The sequence below is a fragment of the Gordonia sp. NB41Y genome (assembly GCF_030718915.1).
GTDB classification, from domain to species: Bacteria; Actinomycetota; Actinomycetes; order Mycobacteriales; family Mycobacteriaceae; genus Gordonia; species Gordonia desulfuricans.
Window position 1 is genome coordinate 90,102 of record NZ_CP132196.1, and the last position, 24,248, is coordinate 114,349.

General features: G+C 68.5%; 21 protein-coding genes. 10 read left to right on the forward strand and 11 right to left on the reverse strand.

Features of this window, described 5'->3' with window-relative positions; all coding sequences use genetic code 11:
• Nucleotides 1–92: 92 nt before the first annotated feature.
• The 5 genes from Q9K23_RS00415 to Q9K23_RS00435 form a co-directional block, all read right to left on the reverse strand.
• A complete protein-coding gene (locus tag Q9K23_RS00415; protein ID WP_020791361.1) occupies nucleotides 93–1,472 on the reverse strand; it encodes a solute carrier family 23 protein in 1,380 nt (459 codons plus the stop codon).
• A gap of 141 nt (nucleotides 1,473–1,613) precedes the next feature.
• Complete coding sequence (locus Q9K23_RS00420; protein ID WP_020791366.1) at nucleotides 1,614–2,018, reverse strand: VOC family protein; 405 nt, start codon at nucleotides 2,016–2,018, stop codon at nucleotides 1,614–1,616.
• A 122-nt stretch (nucleotides 2,019–2,140) separates the two neighbouring features.
• A complete protein-coding gene (locus tag Q9K23_RS00425) occupies nucleotides 2,141–2,425 on the reverse strand; it encodes a 2Fe-2S iron-sulfur cluster binding domain-containing protein (RefSeq protein ID WP_020791362.1) in 285 nt (94 codons plus the stop codon).
• A complete protein-coding gene (locus Q9K23_RS00430) occupies nucleotides 2,425–3,417 on the reverse strand; it encodes a 2-oxoglutarate and iron-dependent oxygenase domain-containing protein (RefSeq protein WP_053776804.1) in 993 nt (330 codons plus the stop codon). Before Q9K23_RS00430 ends, Q9K23_RS00425 begins: the two co-directional genes overlap by 1 nt.
• A 314-nt stretch (nucleotides 3,418–3,731) precedes the next feature.
• Nucleotides 3,732–4,718 carry a 2-oxoglutarate and iron-dependent oxygenase domain-containing protein gene (locus Q9K23_RS00435; protein ID WP_053776803.1) on the reverse strand — a complete coding sequence of 329 codons (987 nt, stop codon included), beginning with the start codon at nucleotides 4,716–4,718 and terminating at the stop codon, nucleotides 3,732–3,734.
• Nucleotides 4,719–4,807: 89 nt separating this feature from the next.
• Here Q9K23_RS00435 and Q9K23_RS00440 point away from each other — a divergent pair, with 89 nt between their 5' ends.
• Together Q9K23_RS00440 and Q9K23_RS00445 are read left to right on the forward strand one after the other, a co-directional pair.
• On the forward strand, nucleotides 4,808–6,337 hold the full coding sequence (locus Q9K23_RS00440; RefSeq protein WP_059035457.1) for a helix-turn-helix domain-containing protein: 1,530 nt from the start codon (nucleotides 4,808–4,810) through the stop codon (nucleotides 6,335–6,337).
• A 43-nt stretch (nucleotides 6,338–6,380) separates the two neighbouring features.
• A complete protein-coding gene (locus tag Q9K23_RS00445) occupies nucleotides 6,381–6,962 on the forward strand; it encodes a hypothetical protein (protein WP_053776801.1) in 582 nt (193 codons plus the stop codon).
• A gap of 295 nt (nucleotides 6,963–7,257) precedes the next feature.
• Here Q9K23_RS00445 and Q9K23_RS00450 read toward each other — a convergent pair whose 3' ends face one another.
• Nucleotides 7,258–7,872: a LysE family translocator gene (locus Q9K23_RS00450; protein ID WP_053776800.1), complete on the reverse strand. Its 615-nt coding sequence runs from the start codon at nucleotides 7,870–7,872 to the stop codon at nucleotides 7,258–7,260.
• 119 nt (nucleotides 7,873–7,991) lie between these two features.
• Between Q9K23_RS00450 and Q9K23_RS00455 the strand changes: the two genes are divergently transcribed.
• Together Q9K23_RS00455 and Q9K23_RS00460 are read left to right on the forward strand one after the other, a co-directional pair.
• Nucleotides 7,992–8,444, forward strand: a complete 453-nt coding sequence (locus tag Q9K23_RS00455) for an Lrp/AsnC family transcriptional regulator (RefSeq protein ID WP_020789986.1) — start codon at nucleotides 7,992–7,994, stop codon at nucleotides 8,442–8,444.
• Nucleotides 8,445–8,611: 167 nt separating this feature from the next.
• On the forward strand, nucleotides 8,612–9,316 hold the full coding sequence (locus Q9K23_RS00460; RefSeq protein ID WP_305950570.1) for a metal-dependent transcriptional regulator: 705 nt from the start codon (nucleotides 8,612–8,614) through the stop codon (nucleotides 9,314–9,316).
• Nucleotides 9,317–9,415: 99 nt separating this feature from the next.
• Here the strand turns inward: Q9K23_RS00460 and Q9K23_RS00465 are convergent, their stop codons facing one another.
• Entirely contained in the window at nucleotides 9,416–10,177 is a 762-nt protein-coding gene (locus Q9K23_RS00465; protein WP_053776838.1) for an ABC transporter permease, read from the reverse strand.
• A gap of 101 nt (nucleotides 10,178–10,278) precedes the next feature.
• On the opposite strand from Q9K23_RS00465, the gene Q9K23_RS00470 reads away from it, so the two are divergent.
• A complete protein-coding gene (locus Q9K23_RS00470) occupies nucleotides 10,279–11,805 on the forward strand; it encodes an ATP-binding protein (protein WP_053776799.1) in 1,527 nt (508 codons plus the stop codon).
• On the opposite strand, the gene Q9K23_RS00475 is transcribed toward Q9K23_RS00470, so the two are convergent.
• On the reverse strand, nucleotides 11,775–12,455 hold the full coding sequence (locus tag Q9K23_RS00475; protein ID WP_053776798.1) for a response regulator transcription factor: 681 nt from the start codon (nucleotides 12,453–12,455) through the stop codon (nucleotides 11,775–11,777). The two genes, Q9K23_RS00470 and Q9K23_RS00475, sit on opposite strands and share 31 nt — an antisense overlap.
• A gap of 96 nt (nucleotides 12,456–12,551) precedes the next feature.
• Between Q9K23_RS00475 and Q9K23_RS00480 the strand changes: the two genes are divergently transcribed.
• From Q9K23_RS00480 to Q9K23_RS00495, 4 genes are all read left to right on the forward strand, one after another.
• Nucleotides 12,552–13,271 carry a phosphatase PAP2 family protein gene (locus Q9K23_RS00480; RefSeq protein WP_053776797.1) on the forward strand — a complete coding sequence of 240 codons (720 nt, stop codon included), beginning with the start codon at nucleotides 12,552–12,554 and terminating at the stop codon, nucleotides 13,269–13,271.
• A 15-nt stretch (nucleotides 13,272–13,286) separates the two neighbouring features.
• Nucleotides 13,287–14,117, forward strand: a complete 831-nt coding sequence (locus Q9K23_RS00485; protein WP_020790426.1) for a hypothetical protein — start codon at nucleotides 13,287–13,289, stop codon at nucleotides 14,115–14,117.
• Nucleotides 14,110–14,364, forward strand: a complete 255-nt coding sequence (locus Q9K23_RS00490; RefSeq protein WP_020790429.1) for a hypothetical protein — start codon at nucleotides 14,110–14,112, stop codon at nucleotides 14,362–14,364. Before Q9K23_RS00485 ends, Q9K23_RS00490 begins: the two co-directional genes overlap by 8 nt.
• 116 nt (nucleotides 14,365–14,480) lie before the next feature.
• Nucleotides 14,481–15,878 carry an aspartate aminotransferase family protein gene (locus Q9K23_RS00495; protein ID WP_053776796.1) on the forward strand — a complete coding sequence of 466 codons (1,398 nt, stop codon included), beginning with the start codon at nucleotides 14,481–14,483 and terminating at the stop codon, nucleotides 15,876–15,878.
• A gap of 48 nt (nucleotides 15,879–15,926) precedes the next feature.
• Here Q9K23_RS00495 and Q9K23_RS00500 read toward each other — a convergent pair whose 3' ends face one another.
• Both Q9K23_RS00500 and Q9K23_RS00505 read right to left on the reverse strand, forming a co-directional pair.
• Complete coding sequence (locus Q9K23_RS00500) at nucleotides 15,927–16,943, reverse strand: MaoC family dehydratase N-terminal domain-containing protein (protein WP_160319583.1); 1,017 nt, start codon at nucleotides 16,941–16,943, stop codon at nucleotides 15,927–15,929.
• An 84-nt stretch (nucleotides 16,944–17,027) separates the two neighbouring features.
• Nucleotides 17,028–17,744 carry a TetR/AcrR family transcriptional regulator gene (locus tag Q9K23_RS00505; protein ID WP_020790431.1) on the reverse strand — a complete coding sequence of 239 codons (717 nt, stop codon included), beginning with the start codon at nucleotides 17,742–17,744 and terminating at the stop codon, nucleotides 17,028–17,030.
• 121 nt (nucleotides 17,745–17,865) lie between these two features.
• On the opposite strand from Q9K23_RS00505, the gene Q9K23_RS00510 reads away from it, so the two are divergent.
• A complete protein-coding gene (locus Q9K23_RS00510; protein WP_020790427.1) occupies nucleotides 17,866–18,432 on the forward strand; it encodes an ester cyclase in 567 nt (188 codons plus the stop codon).
• 75 nt (nucleotides 18,433–18,507) lie between these two features.
• Here the strand turns inward: Q9K23_RS00510 and Q9K23_RS00515 are convergent, their stop codons facing one another.
• Nucleotides 18,508–23,997 (reverse strand): carboxyl transferase domain-containing protein, encoded by a 5,490-nt coding sequence (locus Q9K23_RS00515; protein ID WP_305950338.1) that lies wholly within the window; start codon nucleotides 23,995–23,997, stop codon nucleotides 18,508–18,510.
• Nucleotides 23,998–24,248 lie beyond the last annotated feature (251 nt).

Sequence of the window (24,248 nt, forward strand, 5' to 3'; positions counted from 1 at the left end):
TGACGCCGATACCCCGGTGTTCGAGACTCCGGTGGTCGACATTCCGGGGGCTTTCGGTGTACCGCGGCGTCGGGATGCGGTCGGTCGAGCGGTCAGTGCGGGCTGCGGGCCTGCGTCGGTTCCGTCGTGCCGTCGGCGTGGACGATCAGGTCATCGGTGGCCGAGGGCGCCGACGAGTCCCGGGGCGGCAGTTCGATGTCGAGGTTCTCGGTGGTGGGATCCGGCTGCGGGGCAACGGTCTTGCGCCACGTCCCGATGATCCGCAATGCGTGGTAGACGACCACCGCGGAGATCGCACCCAGTGCGATGCCGCCGAAGCTCAGATCACCGATGGTCCAGGTGAAGTCGGCGATGCCGATCACCAGCGCGATGGCCGCGGTGAACTGGTTGATCGGCTGCGAGAAGTCGACGCGGTTGATCACCCAGATGTGCACGCCGAGGATACCGACCAGACCGTACAGTGCCACGGTGGCACCGCCGAGGACGCCCGGCGGGATGGCGGCGACGGTGGCACCGACCTTCGGGCACAGGCCCAGGACGATCGCGGCGATCGCGGCCACCCAGTAGGCGGCGGTCGAGTACACCTTGGTGGCCGCCATGACGCCGATGTTCTCGGCATAGGTGGTGGTTCCCGAACCGCCGCCGGCGCCGGAGACGGTGGTGGCCAGGCCGTCGGCGAACAGGGCACGGCCCATGTACTTGTCGTTGTCGGTTCCGGTCATCGCGCTGATCGACTTGACGTGACCGATGTTCTCCACCACGAGCACCAGTACCACCGGTATGAACATGGGCATCACCGAGAAGTGGAAGGTGGGGGAAGTGAAGTCGGGCAGGCCGATCCAGGCGGCGTCGGCGATCCCCGAGGTGTCGACCTCGCCGCGGGCGAGGGCGACGAGGTATCCCACCACCACGGCGGCGAACACCGACAGCCGGCCGATCAGACCGCGGAAGAAGACCAGACAGCCGAGCATCAGCGCGAGCACGATGAAACCGGTGACCGGCCCCTGCTCGAAGTTGCTCTTGGCGACCGGCGCCAGGTTGAAGCCGACGAGTGCGACGATCGCACCCGTACAGATCGGTGGCATCAGCTTCTCGATCCAGCCGATACCGACGAAGTGGACGACGGCGCCGATGATCATCACGAGCACGCCGACCGTGATCAGACCACCGAGTGCCCCACCCGGGCCATGCGATGTGGATGCGGCGGTGACCGGGGCGATGATCGCGAAACTCGAACCGAGGTAGCTCGGTAACCGGTTGCGGGTGATCAGCAGGAACAGGATGGTGCCGATACCCGAGAACAGCAGTGTGGTGGCCGGCGGGAACCCGGTCAGGACCGGTACCAGGAAGGTGGCGCCGAACATGGCGACGACATGCTGCAAACCGATGCCGATGGTGCCGGGCCATGGCAGCCGCTCATGCGGTGCCACCACCCCGTCGCCATCGGTACGTTGCCAACCGAACAGTGACATGGTGCTCCTCCCCATCGGGCACGTGGCCCGATGGTGATGACTGGTCCGGACGAACCGGACGGTGAATCAGATGTGGTCGACGCCGATGTCGTGGACGACCCCCGCATCGGGGAGGGCATCCGGTTGTGGTGTGGGCGAACGTCAGTGGTCGCCGAGTCGAAGATGGTTGATCCGGAACGCATTTCCCTCCGGATCGAGCAGGACGGATTGCCACGCTCGGTAATACGTGCGGGTAGGGCCGGCGACGCACCGGGCCCCGATGGCCACCGCAGCGGTGGTGAGCCGGTCGACGGACGGTTCGTCGTCGACCTCGACGGTGATGAAGGAGGTGGTACCCGACGTGTCCCGTGGCGGGGTGAGATTCAACAACTGATAGGCGTGCGAGGTGCTGAATCCGAGGATCGTGTCACCGAGTCGGAGTCCGCGGAAGTGCTCCGAACGCAACTCGGTGACCTCGTCGAGACCGAAGACCTCGGCGTAGAACGAACTCAGGGCCACGATGTCGTCGGCGATCACACTCGCGAACGACAGGTAGGGGCCGGACATGGTGTCCTCTCATTCGACAGTTTCTGGGCGATCGATACGGGAACTGCTGTCCCGCAGTGTTTTCGGTGACCGGCTTCGGTGTGTTCCGCGCCGCCGGTGGCGCACGTCCATCGGGCGTGCGGTCACAGATCGAGGACCAGACGTCCACCGGGTGCGCGACTCACACAGGGGATGAACCGCCGACCGGCGGCCTTCGCCCGGTCCGACAGCACCGTGTCGCGATGATCCGGCTCGCCGGACATCAGCGTCTGGACGCATGCACCGCACTCACCGCGAAGACAGTTGGAGTCCAGGCCGTCCCGGGCCGCCATCAGCACCGACAGCGCCGAGCGATCGGACGGGACGACGACGACCTCACCGGTCCGCGCCAGCTCGATCTCGAAGGGTCGGTTCGCCGACACATCCATCAGCCGGCGAAGGAGATGGTCTTCTCGAACTTCGAGGTGAGGTGGTCGCCCGAGCTGATCGGGGCATACCGGGGTTCCTCACCCGGTTCGACGCAACTCGGCAGGCACTCGATCACCGCGTCGTGGTTGGGCTGGTGGAAGAACACCAGACTCATCCGGCGGGTGTTGCCCGCGGCGTCCGGCTGCGGCGGGCGCACCCGGTGGCGGGTGGAGATCCACTGGTCGTTGGTCCACTGGGCCATCAGGTCACCGATGTTGACCACCAGCGCACCGGGCACCACCGGGACCGGTACCCAGTCGCCGTCCTGGGTGAACACCTCCAGCCCGCCCGGGGCCTGCTCCTGGCGCACGATGGTGAGACTGCCGTAGTCGGTGTGCGCACCGGCACGCATCTGGCCGGGCTGCGGCGGGGTGTCCATGTGCGGGTAGTTGATCGCACGCAGCATGCTGATGTCCCGGTCGATCGTGTCGACGAAGTAGTCGGGATCGACGTCGAGGCCGCGGGCGAAGGCACTCATCAGACGCCGTGCGAGCGCGTTCATCTCGCGGAAGTAGGACGTCCAGATCTCTTCCATCCCCTCGGGCCGTGCAGGCCACGTGTTGGGCAGGAAGTGGGGTCCGGAGCTGTCCGGTGAATAGTACGGATCGGAGCGGTCGACGTCGACCGGGCCGACGTCGAACTTCTCGTGCAGGTCCCGCGGCTGCCGGATGTCCTCGCTGTAGGAGAAGGCCTGCTCGCCGATCGAGGAGTAGCCCCGGACGGCCTCCGGGGTGGGTTGCTGGACCAGCCGCTTCTCCTCGGTGCCGAGGGCGAAGAAGTCGTCGGAGACGCGGTACATGGCATCGATGACCTCGTCGGGTACACCATGGTTGACGACCTGGAAGAAGCCGATCTCCCGGCCGGCCTCGTCGAAGGCCTCACCCACGGCGTTCTTGGCGTCCTCGTCGTCCCCGAGCAATGCGGAGACGTCGATGAGGGGCACTACGGTCACGAAAACCTCCTGAGCGACAAAGCAATTGTTCCGACGTGAATGAGTCTGTCGGGTCGCGGACGTCAGAAGAATGGGCACGGTTCACCACATGTGTCCGAGGTGGCTGACCGACCGTCACAGCGGAAACACAGAGGAAACGAACGGACATCTCCCGGTGATGGGACGACGCACCCGCGTAACACGGGCACACGTGCGCCGGGGGATGCGTGGTCCGGGCCGATCGCCGGCCCCGGTTCGGCTACGGGGTGATTCGACGACGGGGTGATTCGTCGACGGGGTGATTCGGCCACGGGGTGATTCGGCCACGGGTGCGATCAGCGACGGGGGAAGTGGTCGAAGGTGGTCTGCCGGACGTACTTCTCCACCAGGTGCGGCCCCGCCAGGAGCTCTTCGGTGTATCCGCCGGAACGGGTCGCCAGGGCGGGCAGCTCGGTGATCGCGGTCGAGTACGACGGATGCTGGTAGAAGGCGAAAGACAGCCGTGAACTCTCGAAGGCGACCGAGCGAGGTGGGTTGACCGTGCGATGGACCGTGACCGGCCACCGGTTGGCGGTCCACTCGGCCAGGAGGTCACCCACGAGGATCACCAGGCGCGACGGCGAGGTGGCGATCTCCAGCCATTCACCGTCCGGATCGAAGACCTGCAGACCGCCGACGGTGGATTCGGCGCACACGATGGTGAACGCGCCGTAGTCGGTGTGGGTGCCGGCCCGGAACTGGTGCGGCAGGGGTTCGGCCACCTGTTCGGGAAAGAACAGCGCCCGCAGCATGCTCAGCTCGTCGGTGAACAGCGGCTCGAAATGATCGCGTGGGAGGTCGAATCCCTCGGCGGTCAGCGAGAGCAGGGCCGCGCCGATCCGACGCTGGTGCCGGTAGTACTCCTCCCACGCCGGACGGAAGCCGGGATGTCCACGTGGCCACAGGTTGACGAAGCGCAGGGTGTACGGGTCGGCGTCGTCGGCAGTGATGTCCAGCGGGCCGATGTCCATCTTCTCCTTGAGGTCACCGTGTGACTCCTCGTCGAGGACGAACGACATGCTCTCCGACCCCACGCCCGACCATCCCCGGACCTGCTGGGGTTCGGGCTGCGCCACCTCATGCCGGATCCGTGGATCGCCGGTGAAGAAGTCCCTGGTGGTGCCGAACAGTTCGGTGGTCAGGTCGGCGGGAATGCCGTGACCGTCCAGGTAGGCGTACCCGACGCTCGACAACGCGGCGTCGAGGAGGTCGAACTGACGGGCGCGTGCGGAGGCCGAAGGACCGCACACGTCGGCAAGGCTGAGCGGCGGGAGCGAGGTCATCCGACTACTGTGCATCATTGGCCGTCCGGCGGCGGGATCCGTTCGGCCGTTGGGCCGCCGTACGGCGGTGTGAACCCCAGGAGGAAGACATGGCGGACCGGGGTGACGTTCCCCTGGCAGCCGAACCGGGGTCATGTCCGGCGGTGACCGTCGCCACATTGGCGGCGCAGACCGAGACGGTGATCGTCACCGAACGCGCCGATACCGGGCACATCATCCGGCGCGTCGTCGACCTCGATGACCGCGACGACGAGATGCCGGTGCCGGGCGAGGGCGATCTCGTGCTCATGACGTGGCGACCCGACCGGGTCGACGGTCCGATGCCCGATCTGGTGGCCCTCCTCGGCCCCGTGCTGCACCATCACGGCCCCGGCGCCGTGATGGTGTGTCCGGCTCGTCCGTTGAACCCGCCGGCGGCGTTCGTGTCCGAGGCCGAGCGGTGCGGGGTCGCGGTCCTGTGGGACCGGGAGTCACGGCCGGGTCTGACCGAACGGGTCCGTCGGCTCGTCGAGCGCCCCCGCGATCCGGAGCCCGGCAGTGAACCGGCAGCCGCCGACATCCCGCAGCGCTTGCTGCGGGCGGCGGCGTCGCCTGCCGAACTGGTGCTGGTTCTCTCCGAGATGGTCAAGGCGCCAGTGGATTTCATCGCCGATGACACCGGTGCCCGAACGGCGGGCCGGGCCGGCACGGGCGTGGGTTCGCGCGGCACCGACATCACCGTCCGGCTCGGCCCACGCTCCTCCCTGGTGATCCGGCGGGCTCGTCCACTCGGGGAGTCCGAGCACGAGATGATCGAGCTGGCACGGCCTCTCCTCGCGCTGCACACGCGGTTGCCGACCATGGGTGACGAGCGCGCGATGGAAGCGGCACGGGCGCTCAAGGACATCCTCGGCGACGATCTCGCCCTCCGGGAACAGGCGGTTCGCCGGAGTCGGCGGCTGACGCTGTTCTCGGGACTCCCGGCGGTCGCGATTGCTGTCGAGGTGTTCAGCGTGTCGGTGAACATGGCAGGGCTGCAACGGCTCCGGGCGCAGATCCACTCGGTGTGTCTGCGCTTCGACGGGGCGTCGGTGACGATCGTCAAAGAGGGTCTGTGTGTCGTGCTCCTGCGTGCCGATGTCGATCTGACGGCAGTCGCCCGCGACATCTGCCGGGCCGTTCCGGTTCCCATCGCCATCGGTTCCGGAGATCCGGCCAGCGACGTCCGCGGCTACACGGGGTCGTTCCGCCAGGCCCGTCGGGCGGCAGCGGTCGGGAGCCGCACGGGCGCGATCAACCGGCTCACCCGGCACGCCGATCTCGGTGTCCTGGCGATCCTCTACCAACTGCCCGAACACGTGCGTCGCGTGTTCGTCGCCGAGACGCTCGGGTCGATCGCCGACAACACCGACGACGCACTCGAACAACGGCGGGTGCTGCGGCTGCTGCTGGCCACCGACTGCAACATCAGCGAATCGGCGCGCCGCCTGTACATCCATCCGAACACGCTGCGCGGGAAGATCACCCGGATCGAGACCATCGTCGGACCGATCATGTCGGATCCCGAACACCGGCTGACCGTGTTCACCGCGTTGCGGATGTTCGCCCTGGACAACAAGACCGACGACCTGGTCGGCTGAGCTCGATCTGATCGGCCGACCGTCGAGGTTCTCGGACCGGCCGTTGACGCAGATCGACGAACGCCGAGCACCGATCGAACACCAGCGTGCCCAGATGTGTTGCGGTGATGGCGAGTTCGCCGCGCCGGGCAGCGAGGTCGAGGTCCGTCACCCTGGCACCGCAGGTGACCTCGTCGGGGCGGTCCGGATGTACGAACACCGGGCTGGTGAACGTGGCGCGGAACCCACGCACCGCCGCCGGGTCGCCCACGAGCGCGGTGACGTGGGCGCCGGCCGGCGCCATCGTCGGCATGGCCTGGGACACCACTGTGTCCAGACCGGCCATCCGGGTGAGCCGGCCGCCGAAGCCGATCGGATCGGGATCCCCGCGATACCCGAGTACTGCACCAGGTCGGCGCGGGTCATGTGTGCGGTGTACTCCCGCAGTGCGTTGTCGCCCTGCCACGCACCGACCGGTGTGGTGGCGGGCCGCGGGGTCCATCGGCGTTGCGGATCGTCGGCGACCATCGTGAGATCGGGTCCGATCGGTTCGGTGACCGGCTCATCGGGGGGCACGATCATCACCCGCCTGGTCTCGTCGGCGATCGCGGGGGTCGACACCACCGCCGCTTCGCGCGAACAGTGATGTCCACCCCGACTGGACCGCGTGCCCGTCGGCGCGCACGAACTCGTACTTGATCACGATCAGGTCGGCGCGAGGTGAGGGACCGAACGAATCGATGGACCCCACGCGCCACACCCGGTCGCCGGCCTGGACCGGCTGAGACCGGCTGGTTCGTGGGGCGGCCCCCTCTGCGGGTCTGGCGGATCTCGGACCCCCGATTCCAGGTGCGGCAGCGTGTGGTCTCGAATCGATGACGAGTCTCGTCCATCACACTTGCTTCGGGTTCACACGGGCCCAACGAGCAGCGGGGTCACGGTCACAGCACGTTCTCGAGGACCAACACCGCCCCGATCCCGATCATCGCCACACCCGACACCCGCGCCACCATCCGCGCCGCCGACGGCCGGGCCCGCAACACCCGCCGCGCACTCAGGCCGACAGCGGCATAGACCGCCGCGCACCCGATGAGGTGGACGGCGCCGAGGGCGGTGATCTGCCAGCCGATCGGCCATCCGGAACCGGCCGTGGTGAACTGCGGTAGCAGGGCGACGATCAGCAGGAACACCTTGGGGTTGAGTGCGCTCACACCGAAACCCTTGCCTGCCCGACGAATCCACGAGATGTCACCCGATGTCTCGGCGATCTGCGGCGTGGGTGGATGGCGCAGGGTCGCGATCCCCAACCATGCGAGGTAGAGCGCGCCGGTGACGGTGACCGCGGTCATCACCTCCGGCGTGCCCGCGATCACCGCGGCGATTCCGGTCGCGACCACCACGGTGGCGAGCACGTGGCCACCGAGCATGCCGCCGATGGCGGGAACCACCGTCCGATCCCGGACCCCGGCAGCGATCGCATACGCCCAATCGGCGCCCGGAGTGAGGACGAACACCAGCGAGACCGCCCAGAATGCGGCGACCGACTGCCATGCCATGCCTACACCTCAACCCTTGTGTCTTCTCGATATCTACTACCGAAACGCTATGCCGGAGACGGGCGGAAATGTTTGCGCACATCTCGTCATGAGCGCTGAACCTGAGTAGATTCTTTCTCATGGATCGGACTGACAAGAAGATTCTTGCGGCGCTGCAATCCGACGGCAGGTTGACCGTCACGGAGCTGGCCGACCGGGTCAACCTGAGCCTGTCCCCCTGCCATCGGCGACTGCGAGCGCTCGAGGCATCCGGGGCGATCCGTGGATATCACGCCCTTCTGGACGCCGGCGGCCTCGGACTCACCTTCGAGGCGCTGATCTTCGTCTCGATGGAGTCGGCCAACCGTGTCGCGATCGACGCGTTCGAAGAGGCGGTCGCCGCCGTCCCCTACGTCCTGCAGGCGCAACGGCTCTTCGGTGACCCCGACTACCTGCTGCGCGTCATCGCACGCGATCAGCAGACTTTCCAGACGATCTACGACGAGCGTCTCGCCACCCTGCCCGGGGTGCGGCGGCTGGTCTCGACGCTGGTGATGAAGACCGTCGTCGAGAATCGGCCCCTCCCGCTGTGAATCTCTGCGGCGGTGATTCTCTGCGGCGGGCCGACCCGCGAAGCTTAGGGCACGCTTAGGAGCGCTGGGACGGCTCGCATTCCGACCCTAGAGTCCTTGCCATGCCGGTCTCCTCAACTCGTGACGTCACCGACGGTTCCTCGGCCGTGGACACTCCGACCGTGCCGATGACCCCCGCACTCGAGGCCTATCTCTGGACCATCTACACGCTCGTCGAGGACGGCGTGGTGCCGCGCCGGGTCCGGATCAGCGAACGGCTCGGGCAGGCCGGACCCACGGTCACCCAGACCGTGGCCCGATTGACCTCGGCCGGGCTGGTGTCCGTCGGAACCGACCACCACGTCCGGTTGACCGACCTCGGGCTCCGCCACGCCGTCGTGGTCGCCAGGCGCCACCGCCTGGCCGAACGCATGCTCACCGAGATCCTCGGGATGCCTGCGCAGGCGGCGCACGCCGAGGCTCTGCGTTGGCAGCACGTGATGACCGAGGACGTCGAACGGTCGATCGCCGCGACCCTCGACGATCCGCGCCGCTCCCCGTGGGGCAACCCCGTCCCCGGACTCGACCTCCTCGGTTTGGCACCCGCCGAGCCGGTCTCCGCGGTCCCGCTGGTCGACCTGGGACCGCCGGGAACCACCGTCACCGGGACCGTCGCGCTGATCGCGGAGAGCGGTCAGGACGATGCCCCGCTGATGGATCGGTTGATCTCCGCCGGGATCATCCCGGGAGCACGGGTCACGGTCCGGGTGCGCCGCAACCACTTCGAGGTACGGGGACTCGACGTCGTCGATCTGCCCCGCAATCGTGGCCACGTACTCCGGGTCGACACCGGGGCGGCCGGCCCGAGCCGAGGGTCGCTGCGGGTGGTGTGAGATCCGCCCGGCCGTGTGGTGACCGACTGCGTGGTGACCGACTGCGTGGTGACAGACCAAGTGTCGACAGACCAAGTGTCGGTAGAACCCACAGTACGGTCAGAGTCCGAACCGGCTGCGCGCCACCATCTCCACGGTGATGACCGCCGCGACCGCGCTCACCGCGAGCAACGCGATCAACACGAACAACTGCATCGCCGCCGCGGCGGTCGTCGACGCGCCACCGAGCACCATGCCCACGAACGCGCCAGGGATCGTCACCAGTCCCACCGACCGGGTCTGATCCAGGCCCGGGATGAGCGCGGTGATCGCGGCCGGACGACAGATCTCCAGGCGCGCGTCCCGCGGGAGGAATCCCAATGACAGTGCTGCCTCCACTTCACCCTTCCGGGTACGCAGTTCGTCATGGGCCCGCTTGCCGGCCAGCGACGTGGTGTTCATCGCGCCACCGAACATGATCCCGGCGGTCGGGATGATCACCAGACCGTTCGCCGGCAGGATCCCGATCAGCACGAGCACGACGACGAGCACCAGCGTCGGAGCCGCGACCGGCAACAGACAACGGAGAAACGCCACCGGCCGGGCACGCCGACCGGTGACCCGACCGGCCGACGTCCACGCCGCCACCGACGCCATCACCACGACGAACAGTGCCGACGCCCACAACCGGCCGATCACGAGTGCCAGGATCGCGGCGAGAGCAGCCAGCTGGACCACCGCGCGCAGGCACGCCACAGCTGTCGTCGTCGCCAATCCCGGCCCGCTCCATCGGTTCACCAGCACCGCCGCCACCGCGAGGACGGCGACGACCACCAGGAGTCCGGGGCCGATCGGGATCAGCGCGCCGTTCAGATTGGTCACCCGCACATCCTGTCGTCCGGCCGGTCGTCGGGCAATCGGCAGGCTTGGACATCGCTGAGGACGATCGTGGCGACGTCCCGCACTGCGGTTACTGTCGACGGATGCGTGCTCACCTGACAACGGCCGTCAGCCGTGCGGTGCGCAGGACGCGACCGGTGCGCATGCGCCTGACCCTGATCGCCACCGCTCTCGTCACGATCGCGCTCGCGATCGCCGCGGTGGTGATGGTCTTCGCCCTCCACCATGTGCTGGTGCGCAGCGCCGACGCCACCACCGCGGCCCGGGCGCAACAGATCGCCGACAATGTGCGGGACCGAGGCCTGTCGACCATCGACCGGTCGCTCCTGACGACCGGCCAGAACATCGCGGTGATCCAGGTCGTGGACGCCGACGGGCGCGTCGTCGTCACGAACGACCCGCGGTATGTCGAGCCGCTGCTGCCGACGCTGCAACCGGGACAGCACCGCAGCGAACACGAGGCCGAGCAGGGCGACATGGGTGACGACCTCCGCGTCAGCGCATTGGGTGTGTCGACCTCCGATGGTGTCCTCACGGTCGAGGTCGGGGCACGCAAGGATCCGATCAACCGGACCGTCGGACTGGTCGCCGTGCTCTGCTGCATCGTCTTCCCGATCGTCGTGGTGGGAATGGCCTGGCTGACGTATGTGCTGGTGGGTCGAGCGCTGCGACCGGTTGATCGGATCCGTCATCGGGTCGACGAGATCTCCGGCGGCGACCTGACCGAACGCGTGCCGGTGCCGGCCACCGGAGACGAGATCGCCGCCCTGGCGGACACGATGAACGGGATGCTCGGGCGGATCGAGTCCGCCCGGCGCCGCCAGCTGCAGTTCGTCAACAACGCCTCACATGAACTGAACAGTCCGCTGACCACGCTCGTCGGGCTCCTCGACCTGTCGCGGGCCACCGATCAGCCGATCGACACGGCAACGGCGTCCGAGGTGATGCTGCCGGACGCACTGCGTCTGCAGCAGATGGTGGCCGACATGTTGTTGCTCGCCCGCGCCGACGAGAGCGGCGTGCCGCTGCGGCTCGACGACGTCGACCTCGACGACATCGTGAGCGCCGAGGTGGCCCGGCTCGAGGCCGTCACCGACCTCGAGATCGACACGCGGATCGTCGCCACCCGGATCACCGGTGATGCCGAGAAGCTCACGCGCGCCCTGCGCAACATCGCCGACAACGCGGCCCGCTATGCGCGCGGACGTCTGTCGATCACCATGGAGCGGATCGGCGACGCGCCGCCCCGGGGGGTCGGCACCGCTGTGGACGGCTCGGATGTGGACGGCTCTCCGATGGACGCCACGGATGTGGACACCGATCCGGCCGGAACGGTGACTGTCGTCGTCGCCGATGACGGACCCGGGATCCCCGACGAGGACAAGGATCGGATCACCGAGCGGTTCGTACGCCTGGACACCGCCCGGCAGCGCAGCGCGGGCGACTCGACCGGATCCGGCCTCGGGCTGGCCATCGTCGGCGAGATCATCCGGGCACACGGCGGTGAGCTGACGATCGGTGATTCGGAATCGGGGGGTGCGGCGATCGGGTTCACGCTCCCGGTGCACGGCTGGCCCGATCAGCCACCTCCGTCGGCGGCGAACTTGTAGCCGACCCCCCGGATGGTCTCGATGGTCTTGCAGCCGAACGGGGCGTCGATCCGGCGCCGCAGATAGCTGACGTAGACCTCGACGACGTTGTCGTCACCGCGATAGTGCGGGTCCCACACCGAGTCGAGGATCTCCGACTTGGACACCACCTCACCCTTGTGCTGCATGAGGTACTCGAGGAGGCTGAACTCCTTCGGGGTGAGTTTGAGCAGGGTGCCACCGCGGTGGGCGGTGTGTGCGGAGGGATCGAGGGTGAGATCACCCGCGGTGAGCACCGCCGGACGTTCGGGTGCACCGCGTCGCGCGAGGGCACGCAGACGCGCGATCAGCACGACGAACGAGAAGGGCTTGGTGAGGTAGTCGTCGGCGCCGAAGTCGAAGGCGTCGGCCTGGTCGTACTCCCCGTCCTTGGCCGTGAGCATCATGATGGGCGTCCACACGCGGGCACTGCGGAGCCTGCGCACCACCTCGTAGCCGTTGAGCCCGGGCATCATGATGTCGAGCACGATGACGTCGAAGCGTTCGATCGTGGCCTTCTCGAGGCCCCGCACTCCGTCGTGGACGACCTCGACCACCCAGCCCTCGGCCACCATCATCCGGCGCAGTGTCTCGGCCACGTGCCGATCGTCGTCGACCACGAGGATGCGCATGCAGACCACTATGGACGATCCACCCGGGATTCCCGCGCACGACCCGTTCAGGTGACCTCAGCGTCCTCACAGCGGCCCCGGAGCACGGTGTAGGACGTGCGAAGTCATCCCCTGCGAATTGCCGCCGGAATCACCGGAATCCTCGTCGTCTGTATCGGTGCGATCACCTTCATGCTCGACGGCTCACCCACCGGGATCGACGACGCGGTGATGAGCTGGTTCGTCGCGCACCGCGGCGGTACCGCCACCACGATCATCACCCAGGTCACCCTCGCGTTCGGTCCGGTCAGCGTGACCGCGTGGACCGCGATCGCGGCACTGGGGTTCTTCATCCGGGACCGGGCTCTGACCCGTGCCGTCGCGCTGATCGCCACGGTCGCCGTCGCGGGGGCACTCGGTGAGGTGGCCAAGCTGATCGTGTCCCGTCACCGGCCCCCGGCGCTCGATCAGCTCGGAGTGCTCGAGATGACCTACTCGTATCCGTCCGGACACGTCACCGGGACCACCGCCCTGGTCTGTGCGCTGGTGGTGCTCGTCACCGATCGGGCCCGGCGGTCGACGCGGATGGTCGCGTGGTTCCTGGCGACCGTGGTCGTCGTGGTCGCCGCGGGTACGCGTCTGTATCTCGGTGTGCACTGGGTGAGCGATGTGGTGGCCGGAGCGGCACTGGGGGTGGCGGTCGGCGTGACCGTCACGGAACTGAGCGTCGCGGTGCTGGCCAGGTTCGGTCCGCATGCGCCGTCGGCGGCGCGGAAGTTGTTGCCGGGTGCCGCACCCGGACCGGACGCCGCCCGCCATCGCGCGGTGTTGCGCTGAGCGGGGAGGCAGTAGATGAGCCCGTGTGGAGACGACCGTACCGCCGCCGTCGGCACCCCGGTGTGGACGGTGTTGCGGGCCAACAAGGTCCCCGAGATCACCATCTTCTTCTGGATCATCAAGATCCTCGCCACCACGGTCGGTGAGACCGCGGCCGACTATCTGAACATGACCCTGGGTGCGGGGCTGCGCACCACCACCATCGTGACCCTCGTGCTGGCCGTGATCGCGCTGATCGTCCAGTTCTCGGTGCGGCGCTACATCCCTGTCGTGTACTGGTGGACCGTCCTGGTCATCAGTGTGACCGGCACGCTCGTCACCGACACCCTCACCGATTCGTGGGGTGTTCCGCTCATCACCTCGACGACGGTGTTCGCCGTGGCGCTGATGCTCGTGTTCGCCGCGTGGTATCGGGTGGAGCGCACGTTGTCGATCCACTCGATCCGCACCGTGCGGCGTGAGGCCTTCTACTGGCTCGCGATCCTGGTGACCTTCGCGCTGGGCACCGCTGCGGGTGACCTGATCGCCGAACGGCTCGACCTGGGCTACCGGCTGTCGGCGGCGGTCTTCGCACTGGTGATCGTCGCGATCGCGGTGGCACACCGTTCATTCGGGCTGCCGGCGGTCGTCGCGTTCTGGGCCGCATACGTCGTGACCAGACCGCTGGGGGCCTCGCTCGGTGACCTTCTGACCCAGTCGCCCACGGCCGGGGGGCTGGGGTTCGGTACGACGGTGACCAATGTGGTGTTCCTGGCCGTGATGGTGGTACTCGTTGCCTACCTCTCGGTCACCGGGGTCGACCGTACCGGGGGACGAACCGGAACGGAGGTGGGCGTCGGTGCGTGAGGACATGTTCGCCGGCCCGATCCACTCGGGGGCTGTCCTGGTGAGGCCCGGTCGGCTCCGGGTGGCGGTCATGGTCGCAGTGGGTGTGGCGGTGCTGTGCCTCGCCCTCTCGGCACTCGCCGCCCTGGACCGGGACGCCTCCGCCGACACCGTGCAGTGGAGGCATACCTCCGGTGTCCACGTCGATGACTGGATGCACGACTACGCGGGCTGGGCCTCGGCTCGCCATCATCACGATCGGCCCTGAGATCGCGAGCGGGGCCGAAGCCGCCAACGCGCGGGGGCGCCCTCGATCCCGCGGACGACGGGCTGTCCCCTTAGGATGACGGCGACTACCCGAATCACCGTGTACGGAGCGTGGCCATGACCCTCATCGACGACGAAGCCCCGACGCTGCCCAACGGGCTCTCGGCGGCCGACGCCAGGGCCGAGGCGGCTCGGGCCTACGAGCTCGACCGTGCCCACGTCTTCCACTCGTGGTCGGCACAGGCCGAGATCTCGCCGATGACGATCACCGCCTCGGCGGGATCGTATGTGTGGGACGGTGACGGAAAGCGGTTGCTGGACTTCTCCTCGCAGATGGTGAACACCAACATCGGCCATCAGCACCCGAAGGTGGTCGAGGCGATCGCGGCGCAGGCGGCCAAACTGTGCACCGTCGCCCCGCATCACGCCAACGACGCGCGGTCGGAGGCGGCGAGGCTGATCACCACCCACACCCCCGCCGGCCTGGACAAGGTGTTCTTCACCAACGGCGGCGCCGACGCCGTCGAACACGCGGTGCGGATGGCCAAACTGCACACCGGCCGGCCGAAGGTGCTGTCGCGCTACCGCTCGTACCACGGTGGCACCGACACCGCCGTGGCCCTCACCGGCGACCCGCGGCGCTGGGCGACCGACTCCGGTACCCGCGGCGTCGTCCACTTCTTCGGGCCGTTCCTGTACCGTTCGCAGTTCCATGCCGAGACGCAGCAGCAGGAGTGCGAGCGCGCACTCGCGCACCTCGAGCAGGTCGTCGCCATGGAGGGTTCGGGCACGATCGCGGCGATCATCCTGGAGTCGGTGCCCGGTACCGCCGGGATCATGGTCCCGCCGCCCGGTTATCTCACCGGCGTGCGAGAGATCTGTGACCGCCACGGCATCGTGTTCATCGCCGACGAGGTGATGGCCGGATTCGGCCGCACCGGACGGTGGTTCGCGTTCGAACACGGCGACGTCACCCCGGATCTGATCACCTTCGCCAAGGGCGTCAACTCCGGATACGTCCCCCTCGGCGGTGTGGTGATCAACACCGCGATCGCCGAGACCTTCGCCCACCGCGCCTATCCCGGCGGACTGACCTACTCCGGTCATCCGCTCGCGACCGCGGCAGCAGTCGCCACCATCCGCGCGATGGAAGACGAGCAGATCGTCGAGAACGCGGCCACGATCGGTGCCGAGGTGATCGGCCCCGGCCTGCGCGAACTCGCCGATCGGCATCCCAGTGTCGGCGAGGTGCGTGGTGTCGGTGTGTTCTGGGCGGTCGAGCTGGTCGCCGATCGCGCGACCCGTGAACCACTGGCGCCCTACGGTTCGAGCAGCCCGGCGATGACCGAGACCATCGCAGCCTGCAAGTCGGCCGGGTTGTTGCCGTTCGCCAACTACAACCGTATCCACGTCGTCCCGCCGTGCACCGTCACCGCCGACGAGGCGCGGGCCGGGCTGGAGATCCTCGACCGGGCACTCGACGTCGCCGACCGGCACGTCACCGGGGAGCGGTGACCGTCACCCCGAGAACGAGCGGGACCGGGGCCACCCTCCCGTGGGGCCCTAGCGCAGATCCACCGTCGCAGAACATCGTCCGAAGATCCTCCGCCCATCGTGCGTGGCGGTGATGCTCAGCTCGGCCCTCCCGCTCTCGGGGTCGCGATGTCTGACCTTCGCGCCGAATCTCAGCGTCGCCCGCTCGGTCGCGCGGAGGTAGACCGGACTGGTGAAACGAGCGCGGTACTCTCGCACCGACGCCGGGTCGCCGACGAGTGTCCCGAGATAGGCGCCGCCGAGCGCCATCGTCAGCATCGCCTGGGCAACGACGGTCTCGAGCCCGGCGAGCCGGGCGAGGTGCTCGCTGAAGTGCACCGGGTTCGGGTCTGCCGAGACGCCCGAGTAGAGCACGAGATCGGTGCGCGAGATCTCGAAGGTGTGCTCGGGCAACAACATTCCGCGTTCCCACTTGTTGGCGCAGGTGGTCGCCGGGCCGGGTGGCCGGAAGTCGCCGGGTTCACGGAGGGCGTCCGGATCGGGGCCGATGCGGACGGTCTCGGGCATGTCCGGCACGACCGCCATCACCTGATGGGCCGCCCGCACGATGTCGGGGTCGACGCCACCGCCGCTGCGCCCGAGCAGTGAGGTCCACATCGATTGCACGACCTCGCCGTCGGCGCGGACGAACTGGTTCTCGATCACGATGACGTCGGCACGCTCGGACGGGCGATAGGACTTCACCCACGACACGCGCCAGAGTCGGTCACCGACGTAGACCGGTTGGTGGTAGATGTGCCGCTCCTTGACGTGTAGCAGCTGCGAAAGGTCGTATCCGCCCGGCAGATCGGCGAGGAGGTCGGCTTGTTCCATGGGTCCCGCGATGGCCGCCGCGTACGTCAGCGGCGCCTGCAGGGCGCGATGTCCGGCCGCGTGGGCGGCCGCCTCCCGGTGGTGGAGCGGATTCCAGTCGTGGACCACGCGGGCGAAGGTGCGGACCTCTTCTCGTCCCACGGTGTGATGGTCCTTCGACATCCGGCGGACGCACCGGGGATCGTCGGATGACGTCGACGGTTGCGAACGCATCGGCGGCCTCCTGGTCATCCGACTGCGATGACGATCCGGGCCCCTGTGGCCGGTTGCCGGGCCTCGGCTCAGGATAGGTGCAGGTCAGTGGTCTGGATGCCGGATTCGGGAACCCGAGGCATCGGAGTCGCGTCGCAGCCGTGCACGGACTGCATCGATCGCGAATCCCACCGCGTACTCGAACTCGGCGGGACCGTCGAACCGAGCGATGAACGGCGCGGCCTCGGCGACCGCAGGGAATCCCGAATCAGCCAGGGCTGCAGTTCTTCTCGCGACATCTGCGGCGAGGGTGGAGCCGAAGGTCGGGCCGGCCTCGACCTCACGCAACAGCGCACCGATCACCGCCGCCAGCAGGGCGCGCAGGATGTGGACGGACTCCTCGGCGGGACAACCCGCGTCGCGCAGGGTGGCGAGCACCAGCTGCACCGGCGCCAGACCCTCGACTGAGTCGAGTTGACGCGTGAGCACCAGCGCCGCCGCGTGTGGATGCGCGAGCGCCGCTGCACGGAAGGCGTACGCAACCGCGGTGAGGTCGGTGGTGAGGTCGCCGGTGACCTGCGGCAGCTCGACGGAGCCGAGGACATGTTCGGCGACGGCGTCGAGCAGTCCGTCGAGCCCGTGCACGTGGTTGTAGAGGCTCTTCGGGTCCACCCCGAGTGCACGCGCGATCGACCGCATGCCCACCGTCGATACGCCGTCGCGGTCGATCGCGGCGAGGGTCGCGGTGACGATCGCCGTACGGGTGAGCCCCGACTCGCCCTTGGGGGGTCGGCCACGGCGTGGTCCCGAGGTGGTGGTCACGCCGGACAATTCTGCCCGATGGTGTTGCCTCGGTCATCAGGTCGGCGCTAGTCTGTGACGCATATTACCCACGGTGTGGGTATTTAGGTCACGGCCCGCTCACGACGATCACAGGAGACCCATGCGATCACGATTCACCCTGCCGCCCGAAGACGTGCTGCGCGCGCGGGAGAAGCTGGTCCTCGATCACTTCCACGACGAGGTGGCCCAGGACTGGGACGCGACGCTGTCGACGTTCCCGCATCCGCACTACGAGCTGATCGCCCAGATGCTGGTGCACGACGGCGACTCGGACGTCCGCGGCTACTACCACGACACCCGCGTGGCCTTCCCCGATCAGGACCACGAACTGATCGCGTTCCGGCACAGCGTGGATGCGGTGATCGTCGAGTTCTGGCTGCTCGGCACCCAGAAGGGGTACCTCGGCAAGATCCCGCCCACCGGGTCGCGGCATCGGACGCGGATGACCGCGTACTTCATCTTCGACGAGAACGAGAACCTCGTCACCGAACGGATCTACTTCGACCAGCTGACCATCGTCAAGCAGCTCCTCGGTGGGATCGACAAGCGCGGACCGCGCGGACTCCTCGCGTTGGGCAGGGCGGTGCTGGGAGTGCTCAGAACTGCGGGCGGTCAACCCGATCCGCGTCTGATGACCACCACTCCCCCGGATCTCGACGGCAACTGACCGCGCCGGACCCGGTGAACGCGAGCGGGCCCCGACCTCGCAGGAGGTCGGGGCCCGAGTCGTCGGGTCAGGTGATCAGGACACCCCGACGTGGGCGTTGCTGTCCGACCACGCGGGATTGCCCTCGATCGCCCTGATGATCTGCGGACGCAGCTCCGAGGCGGCGATCACGGCGTCCACCGATCCGACCTCCACGGCGCGGCGGATGCTGTGCACCCCGTCGAACTCCGCGGCGATCTCGCTGATCTTCTCCGCGCGCACCGACTGCCTGGTCTCGGCGAGCTCGGCGGCGATCGCCGAGCGGTCGCCGCCGGACGAGGCGGCCAGGGTGGTCTCCAGTTCGCGTACCCGCTGATCCGCGGCCACCCGCTTGGCGACCTCACCGGCGAACACGACTGCGGCGGCGGGGGCGCCACCGAGCACCGACGCGAACGAGCCGTCGATCGCCAGCACGGTCATGTTCGGGTTGAGCGCCTTGGAGAACACCACGAACGCACCACCGTGGTAGCGCGAGATCACGCAGAACACGATCGGCCCACGGAAGTTGACGATCGCACGACCGATCTCGGCGCCGTACTCCAGCTGCAGCTTGCGCATCGACTCCGGCGAGCCGTCGAAGCCCGACAGGTTGGCCAGCACCACCAGCGGACGGTTGCCGCTGGCGACGTTGATCGCCCGGGCCGCCTTCTTCGACGACTGCGGGAACAGCGTGCCCGCGGTGTAGGCGTCCGGTCCGTCGGTCGGCTTGTAGCCGCGGCGGGCGACCTCGCGGGACTCGATGCCCAGCAGGCACACCGGCACCCCGCCGAGGTGGACGTCGCAGACGACGGCGGTCTCGGCGTCGGCCATGCCCGCCCAGCGCTCCAGGACGGCATGGTCCTGGTCGGCCACCGCACGCATCACGGTGCGGATGTCGAACGGCTTCTTGCGGTCGGGATTGTGCTCGACCGAGAAGATCTGTCCGACGGTGGCGAAGTCGCTGTCGGCCATCACGTGCGGGAAATCGGAGATGTCACGCTCGACCGGGTCGGTGGTGTGGGCACGGCGCGGGGTGCGCTCGCCCGGAACCACGTAGGTGTGGTCGTAGTGCGACATCAGCACGTCGCGGGCGGCCGCCAGGTTCGGCGCCCAGTACTGCGCCTGACCGTTCGGGCCCATCACACGGTCGTATCCGCCGATACCGAAGTTGTCCTCGGCCGACACGCCACCGGAGAAGTCCAGCGACTGCTTACCGGTCAGCACCATCGCCGAATCCGGGGTCATCACCAGGATGCCCTTGGTGTGCATGAGCATCGTCGCCTCGGCGTTCCAGTACGGCTGCGCGCCGACGTTGATGCCGGCCACGACGATGTTGATCTCACCACCGGCCTGGGTGAACTCCACGACACGCTTGAGGGCGCGGGCCACCCAGTCCATGTTCTCGGTACCCGAGTCCATCGAGATGCGGGCACCCGAGGACAGGGCGTACCACTCCAGCGGGACCTGCATCGACTCGGCCAGATCGAGTGCGGCGATGACGCGTGCACATTCCGGCTCCGACAGTGCGCCCAGCGACTTGGTCGGGTCGCCGAGCAGCACCACGCGGGTGATGCCCTGCGTGTACTTGTCGGTGACCGTGGTGACCACGCCGGCCACGATCGCCGCGCTGTTGCGGCCCTTCGGACGGTCGACCGGCACCAGCCGCTGCTCGGCGTCGAGATCGTACTCGGCGAACTCGCCGAGCAACCCGGCCAGCTCGTAGGGGTAGACGGTGTTGCGCTTGGCGGCCCGCAGCACCTTCTGCCGGTAGGCGTCGACCGGTTCGATCGGCTCGTCGGTCGGCTCCTCGACGACGGCATCGAAGCTGCCGGTCGGGTTGGCGGCGAAGCGGATCGAGACCTTGCTCAGCTCGCTGGTCTCGGCATCGCGACGACGCGCGATCACCTGGACCTCCTCGAGACCGACACCGGCCGCGGTACCGCGGATGTGTGCGGCCACCACGTCGAGGTTCTCCACCGACAGGTCCATCGGCGGCCAGATGTAGAGCACGATCCGGTTGGTGTCGGCGTTGCGGTCGGAGAGCGGCTGGGCGCGGCGGATCGAGTCGACGCACGAGGCCAGGATGGTCTCGGCGGTCGGCAGGGTGAGCACCCGGCCGTCCTCGTCGCGCATGGCGCTGAGGTCACGTACCTGGGCGAATGCGATCAGACGGTCGTCGGACGGGTTGTCCTTGGCCACGCAGCGGAACAGGTACACCTCCTCGTCGTCCGACGACGGCAGACGGGTGAGGTCGAACTTGCGCAACCGCTCCATCTGCATCCGTTGCGCGATGTACGGGTGCAGTCCGCGGATCAGCCGCTCCTCGGCCATACCGGTGGCCGTGGGACGGAAGGTGAAGTGGTGATGCATGAACGCACCGTCGGCGCCGGCGACGGTGATCGTCACCCGGTGCACCGAGTACGGCAGCACCGCGGCCGCGATGACCTCGCCGAGGGCTGCGGCCATCGCGTCGAAATCGTCGGGCTGGTCCTCCCAGCTCAGGTAGATGTCGGCGTCGATGGAGGCGGTGTCGCGGGCGAGCTGGCCGAGTTCACCGAGTGCTGACCCCAGCTCGTCGAACCGGACCGCCGACGAGACGAGGTGGTTCCCGTCACGCTCGGCGATCACGAAGGTGGCGCCGGCCGGCTTCTCGATGCGGACCGCGGTGAGGCCCTTGTTGCCGTAGTAGCGGCGGGTGAGCACCTCGAGCATCACCGTCGGATCGGCGTTCTCACGCTGCATCCGCTGCACCAGCACCCGCACCAGCGGCTCGGTGCTGCTGACCATCTCCGAGATCCGCTCGTCGCGATCCGGGGCGGCCGGGTTGGCGTCGAGGTAGCGCAGGTGCTCACGCACGTCGCGGTAGACGCGGGCGCGGTTGCGCCGCAGCAGCGGCTGGCCGTACCAGGCGTAGATGACGCCGCGCGTCAGGTCGGCGATCACCGGGAAGCGCACCTGGGTGGCCGCCACCAGGCGGTCGAGTGCGTTGCCGACACCGTCCTGCAACTCGTCGCGGGGAGTGGGCTCCCGCAGCCACTCGCGCAGCAGTGTGCTGATCACGGTGACCGACTGTGCCGGGTTCTGCAGCGCCAGGAAGATGCGGAAGACCGCCGCCTCCAGTTCCGGGCTGCGCTCGAGGTCGTGCACACCGTAGTGCGCCAGCGCCCGGCCCAGCTGGGCGTGGAACGTGGCCGGCAGGCCGTCACGCTCCACGTCGAGGCTCTGCAGGTAGGTGTGGAATCCCTCACGCGACGAGTGCACGTGCTCGTCGCCGAGGTTCTCCTCCGACGGGCGGTTCTTGCTCAGGTCGGCCAGATCGGCGAACACCGTGATGAGTTCGAGCTCGTCGGCCAGCGGACGACGTCCGTCCTCGATCACCGTCGCACGGGCGGTCAGGTAGTCGTTGAGCAGCCGGGTGCGGTCGTGCGGATCGACGTCGTAGCCGAGCAGCAGGCTGCGCAGGTCTTCCAGACCACGGCTGGTGCGGTCCTCGGCGGAGACGTCCACCGGGGCGTCGGGCAGCTCGATCTCGACGGCCTCGGAGACCTCGGGGGTCTCGTCCTCGGCGTCGTCGACGATCGGTTCCAGACGCAGCAGCGGCGCGCCGGTCTCGACCTGGGTGCCCACCGAGACCACGCACTCCTTGAGCCGCGCGCGGAACGGCGCACGGACCAGGGTCTCCATCTTCATCGACTCCAGGACCAGGACCGGGGCGCCGGCCTCGACCTCGTCGCCGACCGACAGCGGGGTGGCCACGACCAGCGCAGGCGCCGGGGCGCGCACCACACCGCCCTCGTCCCGGCTGACACGGTGGGTCACACCGTCGACGTCGACCAGGTGGATCGGCCCGTGGGTGCCGGTCACCAGGCGGTAGCGGACGCCGTTGAGGACCATCTGGGAGGTGTGGGTGTCGAATCGCTCGATGTCGACGTCGGCGGTGCGGGTGAGCTCGCCGGCCTCGATGCCGACACGGAAGCGGTGCGCACCGATGCGGGCCACGCGCACGCGGTACCCCACCCCACGCAGCTTCAGGTCGAGCGGACGTCCGCTGTCGTGCTGGACCTGCGGGCGGCCACCGGCGGCGGTGGACAGCAGGCGGTGACGCTCGACGCCCTCTTCTTCCTCGTAGGTCTCGATCGCGGCGGCGGCCAGGGCCACCGCGGAGTGCCGGTTGGCGACCAGGCGGCCCTCTTCGCGGACGCGGTCGATCCAGCCGGTGTCGGCGCTGCCGTCGATCACCTCGGGCTGGTTGAGCAGTTCGAGCACGAAGCTCTTGTTGGTCGAGCCGCCCTCGATGATGACGCGGGTCTCGGCCATCGCGCGGCGCAGCCGGCCCAGCGCCTCGTCACGGTTGCGGCCGTAGGCGATGACCTTGGCGATCATCGAGTCGAAGTCGGCGGGGATGGTGTCGCCCTCGCTGACTCCGGTGTCGACGCGGATACCGGGTCCTGCGGGTAGCTCGAGCCGCTCGATCCGGCCCGGGGCGGGCGCGAAGTCGCGGTCGGGGTCCTCGGCGTTGAGCCGGGCCTCGATGGCATGCCCACGCTCGAGGGGTGCCTCACCGGTCAGCTTCTCGCCCCCGGCGACGCGCAGCTGGGCGCGGACCAGGTCGAAGCCGGTGGTGATCTCGGTGATCGGGTGCTCCACCTGCAGGCGGGTGTTGACCTCGAGGAAGGCGAACAGGCGCTCACCGGGGTGGTACAGGAACTCGACGGTGGCCGCGCCGCAGTAGCCGACGGCGACCGCGAGACGCTCGGCCGAGGTCTTGAGCTCGGCGACCTGCTCGGGGGCGAGCACCGGCGAGGCCGACTCCTCGATGATCTTCTGGTTGCGGCGCTGTACCGAGCAGTCGCGGACGCCGAGGGCCCAGGCGGTGCCCTGCCCGTCGGCGATCACCTGTACCTCGACGTGGCGGGCACCGGTGACCAGACGCTCCAGGAACACCACGCCGCTGCCGAAGGCGCGGGCGGCCTCGTCGCGGGTGCGGTCGAAGGCGTCGCGCAGGTCGTCGTCGCTGGTGATCACGCGGATACCGCGGCCACCGCCTCCGGCGGTCGCCTTGAGCATCAGCGGGTAGCCGACCTGCGCAGCGGAGGTGAGCGCGTCGTCGATGGTGTCGACGGGTCCGCGGCTCCACGGGGCAACCGGGACGCCGACCTCCTCGGCGATCAGCTTGGCGCCGATCTTGTCGCCGAGCTTGCGCATCGCCTCGGCCGACGGTCCGACGAAGGTGACACCGATGCGGTCGCACAACTCGGCGAATGCGGGATCCTCGGCGACGAAGCCCCAACCGACCCACGCCGCGTCGGCGCCGGTCTCGAGCAGGGCGTGCTCGAGGATCTCCAGGTTCAGGTAGGGCCGCGCGGCGGCCGGCCCCAAGTCGTAGGCTACGTCGGCCTCACGGACGAACGTCGCATTGCGGTCCACATCGGTGTGCAGCGCGATGACCTCGATGGGCTGTCCGGTCTCCGCGGACAACGCCCGAACGGCGTGGATGAGTCGCATGGCGGCCTCACCGCGGTTCACGACGGCAATACGTGCAAACACCACCGATATCCCTCCTTCGTCTCCCGCCCGGGTTCGGCCGCGCGACGGTCGCGCTGCGATCCGACGGGGGCGTCGGACCGCATTTCGGCAGGTCCCGGTCGGCGGACCGGGACAACAGTGGGCGGGCCCGATCGATTCTTGCGAATTGTTTCGCTACGCGCGAGTACGGATCCGACGCGCCGTGTGTGGTACACAGCACAGAATCCGGCATTCCGGCCCCTACCGGCGAGTAGACCGGCGGGGCCGGGCGG